Annotated in this window: 18 protein-coding genes; 7 read left to right on the top strand and 11 right to left on the bottom strand. The window is 54.3% G+C overall.

Annotated features, from left to right (window positions below):
- The first annotated feature begins 361 nt into the window (after window positions 1-361).
- Complete coding sequence (locus ACFO1S_RS13890) at window positions 362-1,795, top strand: DHA2 family efflux MFS transporter permease subunit (protein WP_204606004.1); 1,434 nt, start codon at window positions 362-364, stop codon at window positions 1,793-1,795.
- Window positions 1,796-2,022: 227 nt separating this feature from the next.
- Here ACFO1S_RS13890 and ACFO1S_RS13885 read toward each other — a convergent pair whose 3' ends face one another.
- Entirely contained in the window at window positions 2,023-2,151 is a 129-nt protein-coding gene (locus ACFO1S_RS13885) for a hypothetical protein (RefSeq protein WP_378126967.1), read from the bottom strand.
- A gap of 288 nt (window positions 2,152-2,439) precedes the next feature.
- Here ACFO1S_RS13885 and ACFO1S_RS13880 point away from each other — a divergent pair, with 288 nt between their 5' ends.
- Complete coding sequence (locus ACFO1S_RS13880; protein WP_204606000.1) at window positions 2,440-3,660, top strand: leucine-rich repeat domain-containing protein; 1,221 nt, start codon at window positions 2,440-2,442, stop codon at window positions 3,658-3,660.
- Between the two features lie 66 nt (window positions 3,661-3,726).
- Here ACFO1S_RS13880 and ACFO1S_RS13875 read toward each other — a convergent pair whose 3' ends face one another.
- The 3 genes from ACFO1S_RS13875 to ACFO1S_RS13865 all read right to left on the bottom strand — a co-directional run bounded on the left by ACFO1S_RS13875 (window position 3,727) and on the right by ACFO1S_RS13865 (window position 7,728).
- Complete coding sequence (locus tag ACFO1S_RS13875) at window positions 3,727-4,905, bottom strand: glycosyltransferase family 61 protein (protein ID WP_378126966.1); 1,179 nt, start codon at window positions 4,903-4,905, stop codon at window positions 3,727-3,729.
- A gap of 178 nt (window positions 4,906-5,083) precedes the next feature.
- A complete protein-coding gene (locus ACFO1S_RS13870; protein WP_204605998.1) occupies window positions 5,084-6,082 on the bottom strand; it encodes a hypothetical protein in 999 nt (332 codons plus the stop codon).
- Window positions 6,079-7,728, bottom strand: a complete 1,650-nt coding sequence (locus ACFO1S_RS13865) for a glycosyltransferase (protein WP_378126965.1) — start codon at window positions 7,726-7,728, stop codon at window positions 6,079-6,081. Before ACFO1S_RS13865 ends, ACFO1S_RS13870 begins: the two co-directional genes overlap by 4 nt.
- 239 nt (window positions 7,729-7,967) lie before the next feature.
- Between ACFO1S_RS13865 and ACFO1S_RS13860 the strand changes: the two genes are divergently transcribed.
- The 3 genes from ACFO1S_RS13860 to ACFO1S_RS13850 all read left to right on the top strand — a co-directional run bounded on the left by ACFO1S_RS13860 (window position 7,968) and on the right by ACFO1S_RS13850 (window position 11,120).
- Complete coding sequence (locus tag ACFO1S_RS13860; protein ID WP_204605996.1) at window positions 7,968-8,564, top strand: dTDP-4-dehydrorhamnose 3,5-epimerase family protein; 597 nt, start codon at window positions 7,968-7,970, stop codon at window positions 8,562-8,564.
- Complete coding sequence (gene rfbH / locus ACFO1S_RS13855; protein WP_204605995.1) at window positions 8,561-10,072, top strand: lipopolysaccharide biosynthesis protein RfbH; 1,512 nt, start codon at window positions 8,561-8,563, stop codon at window positions 10,070-10,072. The genes ACFO1S_RS13860 and rfbH overlap by 4 nt, the downstream gene beginning before the upstream one ends.
- Window positions 10,073-10,142: 70 nt before the next feature.
- Entirely contained in the window at window positions 10,143-11,120 is a 978-nt protein-coding gene (locus ACFO1S_RS13850) for an NAD-dependent epimerase/dehydratase family protein (protein ID WP_204605994.1), read from the top strand.
- A 5-nt stretch (window positions 11,121-11,125) separates the two neighbouring features.
- Here ACFO1S_RS13850 and ACFO1S_RS13845 read toward each other — a convergent pair whose 3' ends face one another.
- Together ACFO1S_RS13845 and ACFO1S_RS13840 are read right to left on the bottom strand one after the other, a co-directional pair.
- On the bottom strand, window positions 11,126-11,575 hold the full coding sequence (locus ACFO1S_RS13845) for a hypothetical protein (RefSeq protein ID WP_204605993.1): 450 nt from the start codon (window positions 11,573-11,575) through the stop codon (window positions 11,126-11,128).
- Window positions 11,576-11,660: 85 nt separating this feature from the next.
- Entirely contained in the window at window positions 11,661-12,287 is a 627-nt protein-coding gene (locus tag ACFO1S_RS13840; protein ID WP_378126963.1) for a copper resistance CopC family protein, read from the bottom strand.
- 188 nt (window positions 12,288-12,475) lie between these two features.
- On the opposite strand from ACFO1S_RS13840, the gene ACFO1S_RS13835 reads away from it, so the two are divergent.
- Together ACFO1S_RS13835 and ACFO1S_RS13830 are read left to right on the top strand one after the other, a co-directional pair.
- Window positions 12,476-13,078, top strand: coding sequence for an acetylglutamate kinase (locus ACFO1S_RS13835; protein WP_204605991.1), 603 nt, complete (start codon window positions 12,476-12,478; stop codon window positions 13,076-13,078).
- A gap of 174 nt (window positions 13,079-13,252) precedes the next feature.
- Entirely contained in the window at window positions 13,253-13,960 is a 708-nt protein-coding gene (locus tag ACFO1S_RS13830) for a DUF421 domain-containing protein (RefSeq protein WP_204605990.1), read from the top strand.
- A gap of 58 nt (window positions 13,961-14,018) precedes the next feature.
- Here ACFO1S_RS13830 and ACFO1S_RS13825 read toward each other — a convergent pair whose 3' ends face one another.
- From ACFO1S_RS13825 to ACFO1S_RS13805, 5 genes are all read right to left on the bottom strand, one after another.
- Entirely contained in the window at window positions 14,019-14,921 is a 903-nt protein-coding gene (locus ACFO1S_RS13825; RefSeq protein WP_204605989.1) for an NAD(P)/FAD-dependent oxidoreductase, read from the bottom strand.
- Window positions 14,922-15,085: 164 nt separating this feature from the next.
- Window positions 15,086-15,700: a DUF1349 domain-containing protein gene (locus tag ACFO1S_RS13820; RefSeq protein WP_204605988.1), complete on the bottom strand. Its 615-nt coding sequence runs from the start codon at window positions 15,698-15,700 to the stop codon at window positions 15,086-15,088.
- Between the two features lie 91 nt (window positions 15,701-15,791).
- Entirely contained in the window at window positions 15,792-16,694 is a 903-nt protein-coding gene (locus tag ACFO1S_RS13815; protein WP_204605987.1) for a cation diffusion facilitator family transporter, read from the bottom strand.
- Between the two features lie 244 nt (window positions 16,695-16,938).
- The gene (locus ACFO1S_RS13810) at window positions 16,939-17,640 is read right to left on the bottom strand and encodes a type 1 glutamine amidotransferase (protein WP_204605986.1); all 702 of its coding nucleotides are present in this window, start codon (window positions 17,638-17,640) and stop codon (window positions 16,939-16,941) included.
- A 26-nt stretch (window positions 17,641-17,666) separates the two neighbouring features.
- On the bottom strand, window positions 17,667-18,077 hold the full coding sequence (locus ACFO1S_RS13805) for a MarR family winged helix-turn-helix transcriptional regulator (RefSeq protein WP_204605985.1): 411 nt from the start codon (window positions 18,075-18,077) through the stop codon (window positions 17,667-17,669).
- Window positions 18,078-18,293: the final 216 nt, after the last annotated feature.

The following is an 18,293-nucleotide window of genomic DNA, read 5'->3' as shown; positions in this document are numbered from 1 at the left end:
TGGTTTGATGCGCCCTTTTTCCCTGACTCGCACGCTTTCTGCTCAAGAAAATTTCCAAATCGCTCAATTCAGGGACTTGACATCATACCGCTGGACTTTAGCTACAATTCTCTGCGCTTTCGTCGAATATGTCTGGTCTGAACGACAGAAACAGCTTTAATCGTAAATAAATTTACACTTCATCATGAAACTGTCGATTGCAAACTCCAACCATCCGTATAGAATCTTATTTATGCTGTGTCCATTATAATACACAGTGTAAATTAAGTTCAAATAGAGAAATTGGAAGGATGGAGAAAACTTGACAAAGAGCATACCCGAAAGCGAAGGTGCTGTAAAAAAAGGACCGATCCTGTTCATTATGATCTTAGGCGCCTTCCTGGCGACTCTGAATCAGACGGTAATGACCGTAGCCGTACCGGAGCTGATGATTGATTTTGACATCTCCGCTGCGACGGCTCAGTGGTTAACGACCGGCTATATGCTGGTCAACGGCGTTCTGATCCCGATTACGGCGTTCCTGATGCAACGCTTTACGACACGAGAGCTATTCCAAACCTCGATGCTGATCTTTCTGGCGGGGACCCTCACGTCGGCCATCGCGACCGATTTCCCTGTCCTGCTGGCGGGAAGGCTCATTCAGGCAGCCGGCGCGGGCATTATCATGCCGCTGCTGATGAACGTCATCCTGACGCTCTTCCCTCCGAACAAGCGGGGAGCGGCTATGGGCATGGTCGGCTTCGCCATTATTTTTGCTCCGGCGATCGGACCGACGCTGGCCGGGTACATCATGGAAAACTATGCATGGGAAGTCATGTTCTACGGCATGCTGCCGTTCGTGGTCGCTGTCATTGCGCTAGCCGCCGTCTATCTCAAGAACGTGTCGGAGAGAGCCTACCCGAAGATTGACGCCCTCAGCGTCGTTCTGTCCACGATCGGCTTCGGCGCGCTGCTTTACGGGTTCAGCCGCGCAGGTAGCGCAGGCTGGTCCAGTGCGGAAGTCATCGCCACGCTGAGCGCGGGCGGAGTGTCGCTCGTCCTGTTCGTCTGGCGGCAGCTTGTGTCCAGCAATCCCCTTCTCGACCTTAGAGCCTTTAAGTACAACATGTTTTCCTTAACCACATTAATTAATATTGCGATAACGATGGTCATGTATGCGGACATGATGCTCCTCCCCTTGTATTTGCAAAATATCCGCGGATACACCGCCTTGGAATCGGGCTTGCTGCTCCTCCCCGGCGCGCTCGTCATGGGCTTCCTGATGCCGGTCGCCGGAAGGCTGTTCGACCGATTCGGAGCCAAGTGGCTGGCCGTCATCGGGCTGCTGATTACGATTGTGACGACGATCGGTTTTGTCGATCTGACCGACTCGACCAGCTACAGCTATCTGGTTCTCATGTCTACGGGCCGCCGCATCGGCATGGCGCTGCTGCTCATGCCGATCCAGACCGCAGGCTTGAATCAGCTCCCTTCCCGATTGAATGCCCACGGAACGGCGATCTCGAACACGATCAGGCAAGTGGCGGGCGCCGTCGGCACCTCCCTTCTGGTCACCGTAATGACGAGCCAGACTCAGTCTCATCTGCAGACTATGATGGCTTCGGGCGGAGCCGCAGGAGAGACGAAGGAGCATATGATCATGGAGGCTACCATTCAGGGAATCAACGATGCCTATCTGGTCATTATCGCAATCGGAGTGGCGGGCTTGCTGCTCTCCTTCTTCATTAAGCGCACGGAACCGGCAAGCGACGAGCAGGCCGCTTCCGTCAAGGAGCTCAAGGTCAAGGAAGCCTAACTGCCCGACTAAAGAAGCTGGTCCCGATCGTCGGGTCCAGCTTCTTTTGCATATCCTGCAGCTCCAAGGGCAGACGTTCAATAATCTCGCAGGCTGTCGAACAGCTCCACTAGTTCCCCGATGTCTGCACCGCCGCCGGAGGCATTGAAGCTTTGCAGCAAATCGACCAGCACCAAATAGATTTCTTCCCGTTCCACCGTTTCGATGTCTCCCAGCCAATCCAGCTGTCAAACGGCTCCGAGCGTCTTGTCCCTGGCGGATTCGGGTAATTTGAAACGGGTGATCTGGCAGGCGGCGTAGCGCTGCAGCCTCTCCACATAGACACAGTAAATATTTCCGACTTCCGGCTTCATCATGCTCCCCCTATACATTAGACTATCTGATTGAGCTTGTCCGGCTATCGCTCGCGCCTAAGATAAAGAATCGGCGCGGTCCGGATTCCATATCAAGCGTTGCGTATCTTCCAGCTTTTCTGCCAATCGCGCGCGCATCGTAAAGTCTCTCTCATTTTCAGGACATCCGACCTAGTCAGGTTAAGCGTATGGATGGTCGCTAATCGGATTCCCGACATTATACAATAAGGACGGAATCCGCGGATGAGTCGTAATTCCTTGGTCGAGAACCAATTTGGAAGGAGTATCCTTATGGAGATTACCCATGATTTCCTAGATGAAACGTTCCGGGCATTCGTGCTGGAGCATTATTGCGCCGGACGCGATTCGATCCGCGCCGCCGATGTAGAGAAGATCACGACGCTTCAGGTATCGCGAATGAAGCTTGCCAGCTTAAGGGGCCTGGAGCATTTTGTCTCGCTGGAGCAGCTCGATTGCGCTTACAATTACTTGCAAGAGCTGGACATCGGCCGCAATCCGCAGTTGACTGCGTTGAAATGCGAAGGAAACCGATTGCTCTGGCTGAATACGGGACATAATCCGCTCCTTAGGCAGCTTAATTGCAACAGAAACGAGATTCATGCGCTGGACCTGACGTCCAACGCCGAGCTCGAAGCCCTGAACTGCGGGTCGAATCGCATTCGGACGCTTGAGGTAAGCCGCAATGAGCGGCTGAGCGAGCTGGTCTGCCATTGGAACCTGCTTTCCGAGCTTGATGTGAAGCGCAACCTTCGCTTGCATAAGCTGGACTGCAGCTATAATGCGCTGTTTGCGCTGGAGCTTAGCGAGAACGTCGAGCTGCGGCAGCTCGATTGCAGCAGCAATCATTTGCTCAGCCTTCATATAGAGAGCTGCGAAAGCCTGCTTGAGCTTCGATGCCACCACAACCATCTTACCGAGCTGGATGTGAGCGGCAATCCGGCGCTGCAAAGCTTGCGATGCTTCAACAATCACATATCCGAGCTCCGCTTGGATTATCCTCGCCTGGTCGAGGTTTACTGCTCGGAGAACAAGCTTTCCGCCTTGGACACCAGCCGCCTGCCCTTGCTGGAGCGTCTGGATTACGCCAATAATCTCATTCGGGAGCCGGACTGCGACATCGAAGGCGTCGGAACCTTCCGTTACGATCTATCGCTGACGAGCTACGGGGCTGCATTGTCCTACCGGAACGTAGAGCTGGCCGCTGCGGTACATGTCGCCACCCTCGTAGAGGTGGAACGTCTCGCGCCTCTCATCCGGGAAGCCTGGGAGCGAATGGAGACGCTGCTGGAGCAAGCGCTTCGGCTCATTGCCGAGCAGCATCCCGGCGAAAATGTTGCCGAGCTCGTATACAGCGAGCTCAGCTTCGAGGAGGATGGCACCGTTCGAATCGGCCACGATGCGGGCGACACCGACGCGGGAAGGCTGTATATCTATGCCGTGTTTAACCGCCAGCTCGAATTGGATTCAACGCTGGTGTACGAGGTCTACTGATAGCCGAATAGTCGTAGAAGAAGAGAAAAGGCCGAATCAGGGGCAGTCCCCTGCTTTCGGCCTTATTTAGATCACATGCGCAAAGACGAGTATCCCTCGCAGTTTGTCCGGATCGATCCACATGTCGTCGTATCCGTGCTTCGGATCAATCCGGTCCGCCGCGCGTTCTCCTTCTCCGAACAAATAGTAGTAATCGAGATCGAGATGGTTGGATAGCAGCCAGAACACGTAGACGGGGAAGTTGGAGGTCAGCAGCTCGATAACCTTCGTGCCCGGCTGGCAGAAGATAAGGTTAGTGAGGCCTGAGCCGTGCGGGGCGACCACGACCTTCGCAGAGGAGAGAATAACGGCTTGCTCGGCTACGGAATACGACTCCAGATGAATGCACTTGAAGCCCAACGGAGCTAGAAGCCCTAGCACCTGCTCTTCATTGGTCACCTTGCGATGCGCAGCCAACGAACGGCTGATATAGATTCTCTCGAAGTCCGGAGAGGGCTGCAAGCCCGGTTTAAACAACAGCTCCGCCCTGATATATTGAATTTGCCAATGATGCGGCCCCCACTCGATCGCCGGCGCCGCAGGAACGACAAGCCTTCTCGCTTCCAGATGAAACTGATCCTGGCAGACGATCAGCTTATCCTTCGGTATCCCGATCCGTTCAAGCGTTTCCCATTGGAAAGCGGCTTTGACCCCATTTACGACATATTTATCTATGGGAATTCCGCTTTTGTTCAACAAGTCCATCCGGGAGAGCACGTCGAATACCCAATGGTAATGCATGCTGCTCGCGCAGAAGGTAAGTACGGCAACCGTCTCATCGGTATAGCGGGCAGGAGGAAACTCGGTCACCCGAAACACAGGATGCTTCTCCGGAATAAACGGAGGAAAGATCGACACGTCCCACAATAGCTTGTTATCCGGGGCAAGGATGCAGCCGTAATCTCCGTAGACTCGGCCGTTGGGAATCTCGATAACAAACGGGGCCGGCGAATAAAACTCGGTCATCCTATACGTAATATGCAATTGCTCTTCAAAGCCCTTCGGAGGCTTCAAGACGCGAGTATGGCTGGCATAGATCTCCTGACGGTTCGGCGGCACCGGCTGGTTCCCGATCCAATCCTGAAGGGACGGATAGTACTCTGTCGGCGGCGGATATGCATAGGTTTCGCCGTGAAGCTTGCCGTTTGCCATAACATCCGCCGACGGCGGATGCAAGGCTTCCGGCTTGACAACAGATCTGCGCACATTGCGCTTCTTTAGCCGTTTTCGCAATCGCCGGGGGCGACGGCTCGTGCTCCTTTTTCTGCTCCTGCGCGGAGGAAGGCCCGATCTTGTCGTTCCCTTTCTTCTCTTCGGGCGAGTCTTTTTCGCTGTCGTTTTTTTTCTTCTCTTTGCAAGAGAACGCATACGAGCCGACCTCCCTTCACTTCTTTCGCGCGCGAATGACGCGCTTGCTCTTGCCGCCGGATTTTGCCCTTCGCCGCCTAAGCGGTCGTAGCTGTTTGCTTGCGGACGTTGAGCTTCTTCGCTTTTTCCGTTCACGGACAAGCTTTGCCGCCGATCTGGCTCTCGTCTCCAACAGCTGATCCACCCATTGTCTCGCCGGGTCCTCAGCCTCCCGCAGGACCGGATGGACGAAGTAAACGCGCTCGTTCTGTTCGGCCGCTTGTACGTCGGCAAGGCTAAGCGGAGGCTTATAACGGATATATTGAGCTTCGGTCTCGGGAAAGCTTCGGTAAGCGGCTCCGCTGCGAACCGCTAACGTGGCATGAAGTATCTCCTCAAGGGCGATCACCTGCGTCGTTTGAAATAGCGATTCCAGCCTCTCCGTATCGATACCCTCGTACATTCGGTCGACGAGCGCCTTGCGATACACTTGACCGTTCGCGAACATGCCGGCCAAATAATCCGTATGGAACAGCGCTTGCCAGGATGGCCACTCCTCCCACATGGTCTGACCGGGAATCCATTCCCCCGGCCCATGCTCCACATGCAGGTTCACGCCCATTACGTCATAGCCCGACATGGTTTCGTCCAAGTAGGAGAGGAAGCCGCTTCGCAGGAATAACACATCCGAATCGATGTAGACGAGGTAATCGTAGTCGGCTTGGCTTTCTTTTAAACCTCTCATCGCGTCATAGAGCACGCACCCCGTTCGCCCCCAGGCCAGCGGGCCCCTCTGGTAGGGGCATATCTCTATCTCTTCCAGATGTCGGCCAAACTCCGCAAGCCCGGAGGAGTTGTACAGAATAATGCGACTTTCGGGATTATAATAGCGGATATTCCGAATCTGATTGGCTAGAATATCCTCCCGCTCGTGGGCCAGAACAACAAAGACAAGCCTGTTTCTCTTAGGGGGGCGCCGTTGCTTCCCCGCCGCCCGGAAATGTTTGCGGATGCGTCTCGTCACGGTTTTTTTCAACGGCTCATCCTCCCGATTCTCCTCTTAAGAATCGGATTTTTGCGTTTTGGCCGGCGCCTCGTTCCTATCGATCGTACCCTTCGTCGATGCGAGCCTCTGTTATTGTCGTTCGGTCGACGTAGTCCGTTCCGGCCCTTTGAAGTCGCAATTCTGCGCATGTGGGAGCGGATCCTGCTTCTTGCTTTCTTTTTCGCGGCGCGTCTTGGACGAGGTTTTGCTTCCGCAAGAGGTTCAGCGGATATCGGGACATCCGGCGGTTCGATCGTCGCTTTAACCCGATTCGTTCCGATGCCCGACAAGCGTTCAACGAGATGCGTGGGAAAATAGCTGCTCTCATTGAAGGCGATCAGTTGCTGAGGATCGCGGACAAACTGCTGCCCTTGGCTATAGCCGTCATAGTGCGTATGAAAGCCCTCAGCCAGCTCTTCGGGAGCATACCTCGCCTTCCTGTCTCTGAATATTTTCTTCTCGGCATGCTGCTGGGAGCGATATGGGTAATGCTTGCTAACGAACAAATACGGAAAGACCCTTCTCCCTTCGAATAAGGCTTGATGACCGCCGCGCTTGGACAAGTCGACCTGCTGATCCGTCCGCTTCCAGGCTTTGATCTGGATGAAATCCGATTCGACCTTGCCGTAATCGAAATACCGGAAGTGTTGCTCATGATCCATCGTTGGCGAGTAAGCGTTATCCGTGGGATAGAATTCAATCAGGATGTGATTGATCGCGTTATAGCCCATCCGGTCGACATAGCCGATCGCTTCGCTCAGGTTTTTGTCCGGCCATGGAGATTGCCTGATTTCGTCGGCATCGTTATGGATAAACCAATCCGCATCCATTCCTTGCGTAACCTCTACGACTCGGTCCAGAATTTTTTTCCAATTGAAATGGCTGTCAGGTCCGTTGGCCGGAAATCTTTCGCACCCCAGAAAACCCGGATGAGTATGGAACGTGTTCACGATCTCGTAGGTCGAGTCCGTCGACCAGTTTTCCACGACATAGACTTGAATTTGTTGGTCAAGCAGCTTTTTGATCGCCTGATAGATGATGTCCTCTTCATTGTAGGCCGTCACGATCGCCGCAACCTTTATTGGAGCGGACAATTTCGCTTTCCACCGGTTATTGCCGATAAGGGATACCATCGTATGCTTCCGCAGATCCTCGTTCCCGTTTACGGTGAATCCGGCGAATTCCACATGAAGCTGCTCCTGCCGCAGCATCCCGGTCCACTGGCTTAACTCCTGCATACTGTGGTTCAATGTCGTCACCAGCAGGCATGCAGGAGACAGATCCATAGCCTTGCCCAGACAACGAAGAACTCCGCCGGGACGATGCAGATCTCCTCTCTCGTCCAGACTCATGACAAGGGATTCTCTCAATACAGCGTCCGGAATAGGAAGCGCTTGGAGACCGTCAAGCTGATGCCCGTGCCATGCGACGAACGGATACCGGGTTGCGGATGCCTGCAGACGATCTTTCATCTCCAGTCCGATAATCGGATACTTGGCAGCTAGCGGAGGCAAGACGTGATCCGAACCGCTGCCTATCACGACGATATACCTGCACTCGAAATATACGCACAAATAATCGGCCAACAGATAGACATCGGGCCAAGTATAGATCGATGTGTGATTGTTTTGTTCCAACACGCATCCCCTCCGCGCCTTTAATCTCACACATCCTATTCAGGTTGGACATTCGCGGGGTCGGGCTTTCACACAGGAATCCCGCAATCGGGCGGACATCTACGGCCCATCCCTATTTCGCCATTCTGGAGTGAGGCGATAGCCTGTTTGCAGAGGGCGTAGGCGATACGACTATGAGATCAGTCCATCGCTACATATGATAATGCAGAATTCATCCAGAGGGAGGAAGAAGCGATCCAATGACTGGAACAGCCCCGAATCGACCGGAGCCCCCGCTGATTGCCGAGCCCTTGACCCTCCCGGGTTGCCTGAAGATTTTCCCGAAGGTGCATCGGGATGAGCGCGGAAGACTTGTAAAAACCGTTCATCACGAAACCTATTCCAGATATGGACTGATCTCTTCCTTCCGAGAGCAATTCTATTCCTTTTCCCGAAGAGGCGTATTACGGGGACTGCATGTCCAGCTGCCTCCCGCCGAGCAGCATAAGCTGGTAGCCTGTCTGCAGGGCGAGGTGCTGGATGTGATCCTGGATCTTCGGACGGATTCCCCGACCTATGGTCAACACGAGCTCGTGCCTCTTGACGGCGAACGCGGAGCGATGGTATATATGCCTCCCGGAATTGCCCACGGGTTCTATGCCTGCGACGATTCCCTCCTGCTATACCATGTCACTACGCAGCATGCTCCAGCTCAGGATGCGGGAATTCACTGGAATTCCGTTGGTATCTCATGGCCGGATAGTCAGCCTGTGCTGTCGGAGCGGGATAGAACGTTTCCCTCGCTCGCCGAATTTGCGAGTCCATTCCGCTTTCATCCCGAAGGAAGTCCGTTATGATGAAGGCCGGCGATCTTGTTCGAATGGAGAATCGGCTATTCGCCGTAGCGGACGTCAACCCGAATGGAGCCGTTGCTTTCGCTTGCGTGGAGGACGACGGAGCCATCGCTCTTCAGCTCGACACGCCGTTCTATTGGGAGCGCGCCCGGCTCGGCAGCCTTGCCGCAATCGGCTCCATAACCATAGAACAGCTGGAAGCTGCCAAACGAAAGCTCATCTTCAATCAGGTAGCGGAATTTCATCGCCTGTTCCATCAGACTCAGCCCTTCGTGCCGGGACAATCGCGCATTCCCTATGCGGGCAAACGCTATAATGAGCAGGAAATGATCGCCTTGACGGACGCCGGCCTGGATTTCTGGCTGACCTCGGGAAGGTTCTCCGGCCGTTTCGAGAAGGAGCTGGCGCAATTTCTCGGCGTTCGCTATGCGCTGCTGACGAATTCCGGCTCCTCGGCCAATCTGCTGGCCATTTCCGCCTTGACCTCTCCCAAGCTGGGCGATCGCGCTCTTAAGCCCGGCGACGAAGTCATTACGGTTGCCGCCGGCTTTCCGACGACGGTAGCTCCGATCGTGCAAAACCGGCTTGTGCCCGTCTTCGTCGATGTCGAGCTTGGCACATACAACATCCGGGCGGACTGGCTCGAAGCCGCCGTATCGTCGCGAACGAAGGCGATCATGATCGCGCATACGATGGGCAATCCTTTTGCGCTGGACGAAGTGCTGAAAGTGGCGAATGCCTATCGTCTGTGGGTTGTGGAGGACAACTGCGATGCCCTCGGGGCGCTGTATCGGGGCAAGCTGACGGGAACGCATGGCGATATCGGCACCTCCAGCTTCTATCCGCCCCACCATATTACGATGGGAGAAGGCGGCGCCGTATACACGAATCATCCCCTTCTCAAAACGATCCTCGAATCGTTCCGCGACTGGGGGCGGGACTGCTGGTGCGCTTCCGGCTGTGACAATACGTGCAGGAGACGCTTCGGCTGGCAGTCGGGCAGCCTTCCGTTCGGCTACGACCACAAATATACTTACTCTCACTTAGGCTACAATTTGAAAGTGACCGACATGCAGGCCGCCATCGGACTGGAGCAATTGCGCAAGCTTCCCGCCTTCGTCGCCGCAAGAATCCGTAACTTCAAGCGGCTAAAGGAAGGCTTGAAGGCGCTAGAGGACGTGCTTATTCTTCCCGAGGCGACGCCGGGCAGCGAGCCGAGCTGGTTCGGCTTCGTCATGACGGTTCGCGACGGAACGACAATCGATCGCAATCGAATTACGAAGTATTTGGAGGCTCGCAACATCCAAACCCGTCTGTTATTCGCGGGAAATCTGATTCATCAGCCTGCTTTTCAGGGTGTCAACTATAGGCTCGGCAGCCCTCTGGACAATACGGACAAAATCATGAACGATACGTTTCTCGTAGGCGTGTATCCCGGCCTGACGAACGAAATGATCGATTTCATGATCGATCAGCTCAAGCAAGCCGTCTCCTATGCTGCGATCAAGTAGGAGGCCTGCTCTGACGCACAGTCCCGTACGAAGGAACCGGGTTCATTCTCCCGCGAGAGGAGCTTCTCCCATGCGCTCAGCCGCGCAAGCCGATGAAACCATCGTCGTTACCGGTGTCAGCAGCTTTATCGGCATGCACCTCGCCTGTTCTCTGACCAAGCTTTACAGAAGAGTGATAGGTACTTGCGGAAGAAAACCGGAATACTATGACCGGCTTCGCTCGGAGCGGCTTGATCAGGCCGTCCGCTGCGGAGTCCGGCTTGCGCCCTTGGACCTGACCGATCCGGCGCAGATCGATCGCTTCATCTTGGCGGAGCGCCCGAACGTCTGGGTCCATCACGCCGGGTATGCGACGGACTACGCCTCTTCCCGTTACGATCTGACGCTTGGTTATCAAGTGAATGTAGCTCCGCTTGAGCGAATCTATGCCCGATTGCAAGAAATCGGCTGCCGAGGATTCATAGCCACAGGCTCGTGCATGGAATACGGAGACACCGCGCAAGCGTGCAGGGAAGACGATAGTTGCTGGCCCTCCACGCCGTACGGCTTGTCCAAGCTGACCGCAACGATTCGTTCCCGCCAGCTTGCTTCTCTATACGGCATGAAGACCCGAATCGCCAGGGTTTTCATTCCTTACGGCGAATGGGACTCCGCAGGCAAATTGATCAACGATACCGTTGCCTCCTTGCTTCGAGGGCAACCGATCGGGCTTTCCCATTGTATGCAGAAGAGAGACTTCATTCATGTCGAGGACCTCGTGAGGGGATATTTGGCCTGTATCGAGGATTTGAGGCGGGATGCTCTCTACGAAATTTACAATCTATGCAGCGGTGAGGCCACCCCTGTCAAGGAGCTGCTTCTGCGAATCGTTCAAGAGCTGAAAGCGGACCCTTCCCTGCTGAGATTCGGAGAGCGCATTACGCGAGCTGGAGAGCCCGATGCATGCTTCGGCTCCAATCTGAAAGCGATCGAACGCCTCGACTGGAGGCCGCGGGCTCTTGAAGAGGGCTTGAGGGATTTTCTAGGAGATGTCTCTCCTAGGCGGTAGGGACGTCATTTGGATAGGGAAATTTCTTTTTCGTATTGATGAACCTCTTTTCCGGCATCCGTAATGGCAAGATTAAGCTTCCACTCCCCATACTCCGTGAATACAAGCTCTTTTGCAGAATAGGTGTATTTGTCAAAGCCTTCGAATCCGTAAGGATCGGGGCCGCCGCTTACGAAGGTCATGGGCAGCTCGACGGGAGCCGCCTGATCCTTCTGCTCCCGCAGTTGAACCGACACCTGAACAGGCTCTCCTATCCCTGTGGGCAGCCAGACATCCAGGCGAAAGCTCTGCGCGTTGGCCTCGGGCTTGATTCGGAAGGACATGTGAGCTTTGCTTCCCATTTGATGCCAATTGAAAGGCTCGAAGCTGATCGCCTTGCTGCTCGGATTGAGGATCGAAGCAAGTACTAAGCTTAAGACAACCAGAAGGAAGGCGCCGCCCAGCCATAACTTCATCGATTTTTCACCTGCGAATTTATTCCGCCACGTCATAGAATACAGCCTCCACGGACAGTTATTGGACAAGGAAGGGCGATAACCGCTACTGCTTCTTCCTGCGCAAGTACAGAATCAGAATCAAGATAAAGACGGCCCCTGCCGCATACAGAAGAAGATTCGAGGCTGTGGATTTGGCCTCCAACGAGGCGCCTTCAGAGGGCGCCGCTTCGGCATCCGCCTGTTCCGACGGCGCAGCGGTCGGGCTGGAGCTACCGGAAGCGCTCGGCGCAGGCTCTGAAGCCTCCGAAGGCGCAGGAGCCGAAGATTCGGAAGCGGATGGCGCCGGCGATTCGACGACGGGAACGGCCACGCGAAAGCCGAAGCTGCCTTTAATCGGATGGCCGTCTTCCCCGATGATCTTCCAATCCACCGTATATTCCCCGTCTGTCAGCGGCTTCTCCAGCGTGCCGGACATCGTGGAGCCTTTCACCGTGTTGCTGCTCAATTCATGCTCGTTCCCTTGGGCATCCGTCACCTTAAAGCTGCTCTTGGCTTCAATGCCCGTGTTGAAGCTCATGACGATCTCTTCGACCTCTGTATCCGCGACTTGATTGCCGGCAGGCGTCGAGGCCTTAAGACCGGTATGCGCCAAAGCGCTGGTCGGGGCTGCTATTATGGACAGAACAACTATCATGATGCCCATCCACTTCATTGATTTCATTGATCTCATTATCGATTCCTCATTTCCGGGGGATTCCATTTGTCCCATTATATCAATCGGATCGACCGGATAGACGAGTTGCAGATGATGACTTTGTGAATCTTTCGCAGTTGCCGGGTTCCCGTCCGATTAAGCACCAATCGGCGAATCGGCCTATATACTGGGAGAAAACACGGAAGGCTGGTGGCTCTAGCAGGATGTATGGCTATCATGATTATTATTATGCGCCTTATAGACAGGCGTATCTCCATGCCTGGACTTCGCCGATGGTGGATTTGAATCGCGCGCTCAGAACTTTATGGGTTCAGCACGTTTATTGGACACGACTGACCGTCAATAGCATCGTCGATCGTCTTGCGGACGAACAAGCGACAACCGCCCGGCTGCTTCGGAACCCCTCCGATTTCGCGGCGGCGCTGAAGCCCTTCTACGGCCCGGATATCGCCAGCGAGTTTGCCCGGCTGTTGACCGCCCATCTCACGATAGCGGTTGAGGTGGTCAAAGCGCTGCAAGCGTCCGACGCCAAGGCGGCGGAGGATGCCCAGAAGCGCTGGTACGCCAATGCCGATGACATCGCCAAGCTGCTGGGCCGAATCAATCCGTACTGGTCCGAGCAGGATTGGAAAAACATGCTCTATGAGCATCTGCGTCTTCTGACCCAGGAGGTCGCGACCCGTCTGGCCGGGAACTACACGGAAAATGTGGCCCTGGGCGATCCTATTGAAGCGCAGGCGCTCGATATGGCGGATGTCATGACGAAGGGCATCATTCAGCAGTTCCCTTCCGCCTTCGCTGCTTGACTTGACGATACGGCACTCCAACGCCTAAAGCCCGCCGAAAGCGGGCTTTAGGCCTATTTGAAATGACGCTAGCTTGCCGGGAAAGCAGCGCAGTGTGCGCGAATCTGCTCACAGCGAGGTATGAAAAGGCCGGCATTGGGAAAGTGCTGTAACTAAAAAAGTCGAGGTCGTCCAATGCCCGTATGGGAAACCGTCATCAGATCCATTTTCGCATTTACCCTCATGATGCTGATTGCGCGCCTGCTAGGGAAATCCACGATTGCCCAAATGACTTATCACGACTTTGTCGCTTCGATCACCTTGGGCGCAATCACAGCCAACATCGCCTTTAATGATAAGATCTCCTTATGGAACCTTATCGCTTCCGCGATTACGTATACCGGCATCGCTTATCTCCTGATGGCTTTGTCCTTGAAAAATCGCAGGTTCCGCAACTGGTTTTCAGGAAAACCGACCTTGCTCATCCAGGAAGGCAAAATTCTGGAGAACAACTTGCGCAAGCTCAAGATTTCGTTGGACACCTTAAACCAGGAGCTGCGGGAAAAAGATATTTTCAACATTCGAGAGGTTCAATACGCCGTACTTGAATTGAATGGACATCTGACGGTCATGAGAACGCCCGAAAGCATGACCGCAACAAGAAAAGACTTGCAGTTGAAGGTTCCTTCAAAGCAAATCTTCCCCATTGAACTGATTATGGACGGTAAAATCATCGACAACAACCTGGAGCAAAATCATCTCTCGGAGGAATGGCTCCTTGCCCAAGTCAAAAAGCAAAGCCTCTCGCTGGATAATGTCAACTATGCCGTCATCGGCACCGACGGAACGATCTACTGGGACAAGGTGAAGGATCGCATCCCCAATCCCATCGATACGGCATAAGCGGCTTTGTCGTTGCCGGAACGAAACCGCGTACCGGGAAAGAGACAAGCCGAGAAAGCTATGCGAATTGCTCCTCGGTCAGGTCCATGTTGACCCCGACAGCCGCCCGGCTGCCGTCCGCTGCGGCGTAGATGAGCTGGGAGGGCATAACATACGAGGCATCTCCGGCCGAATACAATCCGGGTACCGACGTTCTGCCCCATTCATCCGTCTTGATTCCCCCGATCTCCAGCCTTTCGCATCCCAGCTCGTCCGAGAACGCGACGCTCTGCACGAGGGTTGGCGTCGCAAAGCCGCCCGTTCTGGGGATTTCGGTGCCGTCCGCCAGTCGAACGTATTCCAACTGGCCATTCTGTCCGACGAGAGCGGCAATCGGCCGCTCCTCAACGGTGATCCCCTTGGACTTCAGATGCGTCTTCTGCTCCTCCGATAACGTCTGCTTTCCGTTCGTGCAAATCACCAGATCCTTGCTCCAATTGTAGAGCGCTTTGATCATATGATAGACCGCCGGCGTTTCCGATATGACGACAAGCGGCTGATCCCGCAGCTCCCAGCCGTCGCAGTAAGGACAGTTGAACAGGCTCTTGCCGTAGAACGAGTGAAAGCCTTCGATCTCAGGGAAGATTTCCTTGACTCCCGTCGCCAGAATCAGCCTGCGCGCCTGAATGCGAAGATTATCCGAATCAAGCAGCTCGAATCCGGCTTCGCTTCGGTTCACCGCTACAATCTCCGTCTGGCGGTAATCGACGGACGGATACCGCTGCACCTCTTCAGTGGCGATTCTGCGAAACTCGGCGGGCGTGACGCCATCTCTTGTAATAAAGCCGTGCGAGGCATGGGTTACCGCATTGCGGGGTCGATTGCTGTCGAGCAATGCCACGCTCCTCCTTGCACGCCCCAGTACTAGAGCTGCATTCAGCCCGGCGGGGCCTCCCCCGATAATAGCGCAATCGTAGATCATATGGGATCTCCTTTTCTTATATAGATATTAAGGACTCTTTATGTCTTTAATATAAATGAATTATTCCCATTGTCAACCCCTTTCATTCCCAGAGCAATAAAACAGCGCTAACTTCGACTTGTCCAAGTTGAGCGCTGTCCCTTAAGTCCATATTCGCTTGTTCCTCAAGACGGATTTACGTTGCGAACGTCGCCCGATGTCCACTTGCTCAGCGAGAAACGATCGAAGGTCACCTTGCAGCCTTCACCGATCGGAGATTGCGCGACAAAACCAACCTTGATCTCCTCGCCGCAGGCCAAGCCGAAATAGCGTACCAGCTTCCATCTCTCGCCATCCAACGAATAATAGAATGCAAAGCAATTCCCCGCCTTGACGATTCGCAAATAGGGATTGTCCGAGCCCGCTTCTCCCGAAACGCAGTCATCCGAATGACCTCGAGTAACGACGCTCAAGATGGAAGGCTTGTTCTCGAAATACTCATAGCATACCTTGGCCCAATGAGCTTCGTCCGCCATCACCATCAGACATCCCGAGTCGTATTGGCGCTTCATCTCGACGGCCACTCTCGTTACGTAATCGAAGTCTCCCCGAATCTTTCGGAAGAGAAATGGCGCGCTTGCTTTGTTCGTCTCTCCCGAGGGGTCCCGGAAAAAATCGGTCATCCCCGAGGTCCGTACGGTTAAGGAATCGCTTCCGCTTCTCTCCCATTGCTTCGGCTCGTTCAACCATTGCCATCCCGAATTCGAATCCATACCCAGCTGCCCGTCTTGCTCACTCATCCTGCTTCCCTCCTGAATCGACGCTTCTATTAAAATAACGAATGAGGGAGATTTTGTAAACCATCAATCGGGATTTTATGTGCCGGACCGTCTAGCTTCCGCTTTGCGATATCAAGGGGTCGGAACTTGCCTCGTACGGCTCGATGTGAATATGTACGTGCGAGATGTTTCGCTCGGTTCTCATCCGCTCTTCGATCCGTTCGGTGATTGCATGGCTTTCAACGACGTTCAGATGATGGCTGACTTGAATAACCGCATCGACAAGAATCCGATTCCCGTGAACGCGGGCCTTAATATCCGTCACTCGTTTTACGCCTTTGCAATCCAGTATCGTGCGGCGGATTTCGGCCAGCTCCTTCTCGTCGAAGCCGTCGGTCAACGCATGGGAAGCGTCTTTGAAAATGTGCCAGGCCGTTCTGCATATGATCACTCCGACGACAACCGCCGTAAGCGGATCGAGCCAGGCCAAGCCGAACTGGGAACCGACAATCCCGACGAACGCCCCGATGCTCACCAATGCATCCGAACGGTTGTCCTGCGCCGCCGCCATCAGAGCATGGCTGTTGATTTTTCTCGCAAGCCGATAATTGTAGCGATAGACGAATAACATCGCGATGGCGCACAGAATGGCCGTCCATGCGGAGATCATGTCCGGGGATTGGATCTCCGGCTCCCAAAACTTCGAAACCGCTTCGTATAACACTTGGAAGCCTACCGCGATCATAATGAACGAAGCGATCAGCGCAGCTACCGTTTCCGCCCGAAAATGGCCATACCGATGATTGCGATCCGGCGGCTTGCGCGAAATTCTCAACCCGACAAGCACCGCTATCGATGCAACGATGTCGGTGGAATTGTTCAACCCGTCGGCCATCAGCGCCTCCGAGCCCGACAGCCTTCCGATCGTCAGCTTGACGGCGGATAGGACGATGTAAGCCAGGATGCTGACCCATGCCCCTTTCTCGCCCTGCTTAATCTCATTGTATGCTTCCACGCTGCTCCCCCTCTTATCCGGTCTTCAACATCATACAGAACGGATATCGTGTGGGTCTAGAGAAACAGTGTTGGCGCCAACCGTAAGAGTAGGAAGCGGGTAAAAGAGTGTTGTTCATATAAATTTGTTGCTTTTATCCAACACGAGAACAACCCTCCCCTCCGACCGCTCGTGGATCGTCTGCTCGCAATAAATAAGCCGGCCGCCTCAAGGAATGAGACGACCGGCTATTCAGGCGGAAAATCTAGGAGTGGTTCATGCGTACTAGGCCGTCTAGAAAGCGAACAAGAAGCGCATTCGACTCGGCCATCGTTTCCGACGCGCCAAGCATTTCATCCGCTTGCTGGATATAAGGAGCTTCAATGATTTCCTGTCCGCAATTGCTCACGATCGCGCGAACATTGTTCTCCATCATCTCCAAATGAAATTGAAAGCCGAATACCGTACCGTTCAATACGAACGCTTGATTCCTGCAAGCCTCGCTGGAGGCGAGCAGCGCGGCCCCCTCGGGAAGCTCGAAGGTTTCGCCGTGCCAGTGAAATACGACAGGCGCAGCCGGAAATGACCCGAACGGAAGCAGCGTCTGTCCGATCGGCGTCCACTGTACCGGAAACCATCCGATTTCCTTCTGCTCATTCGGGTACACCCGGGCTCCCGACACGTCGGCGATAAGCTGTGCCCCAAGACATATTCCGATCACGGTCTTCCCGATATCGAGCGCTTCCCGAATATATCTCTTCTCCTCGATCAGCCAAGGATGCTCCGACTCGTCATGGACGCTCATCGGCCCGCCAAGAATGACCAGCCAGTCCCAAGCTTCGACGGACGGAAGCTCTTGCCCTGCAAACAGCCGAACCGTCGAACAGACATGCCCGTTGTCCGACGCCCATTTCTCGATAGCTCCCGGTGTTTCGAATTGTACATGCTGCAGACATTGAATACGCATGCCGTTCCTCCTGCCTCTACGTGAATTCATGAATGCCGATCCGCCGCCTCGAAGTCAAGCAACCCCGCTCGCTTCAGCTCGTCCCGGTGAATTTCCGACAGCTCCTCCAGCGCCTTCATCGCGGATTCGGTCAGCCCGATGTATGTGCTGCGCCCATCCTGGGGGTTAGGAAAGCGCCTCACTAATCCCAGCTCCTCACAGCGCTTGATCAGCTCCACGCAAGAATGAGGGGTCACCTGAAGGCGTTCCGCCAGCTCAGTCGGCGTAGCGAAGTCCCTGTCGGGAAATCCCATAATCGACAGCATCAGCTGATGGTGCTGTGGCGTGATCCCTTTGCTCCGGGCTGCCTCCTCGCTGAAACGGATAAACTTGCGAATGCGATACCGGAACAGCGCCAGCTGCTCGTAGACCTGCTTAGGCAGACGCTCTTTCTCCATCGGCTCTCTCCTCTCTCCTTGCTGCCATCTGTTTTCCAAGTTTAGGTCAAGCTATCGTCAATTTCAATGATAAAATTCATAATCACGCGTTTAAATGTAATGTTGCATTACACAAAGGACTTATTAGGCCCGATTATCTACCTTTTATGTAATATTATATTACATATATAATTGACTTACTTCGTATGACGATATATATTATAACATATCGAAAAC

Origin of the sequence: Cohnella boryungensis, assembly GCF_042651945.1 — a bacterium.
GTDB classification, from domain to species: domain Bacteria; phylum Bacillota; class Bacilli; order Paenibacillales; family Paenibacillaceae; genus Cohnella; species Cohnella boryungensis.
Note: the sequence above shows the minus strand (reverse complement) of the source record. Positions and strands in the feature narration are given on the sequence as shown.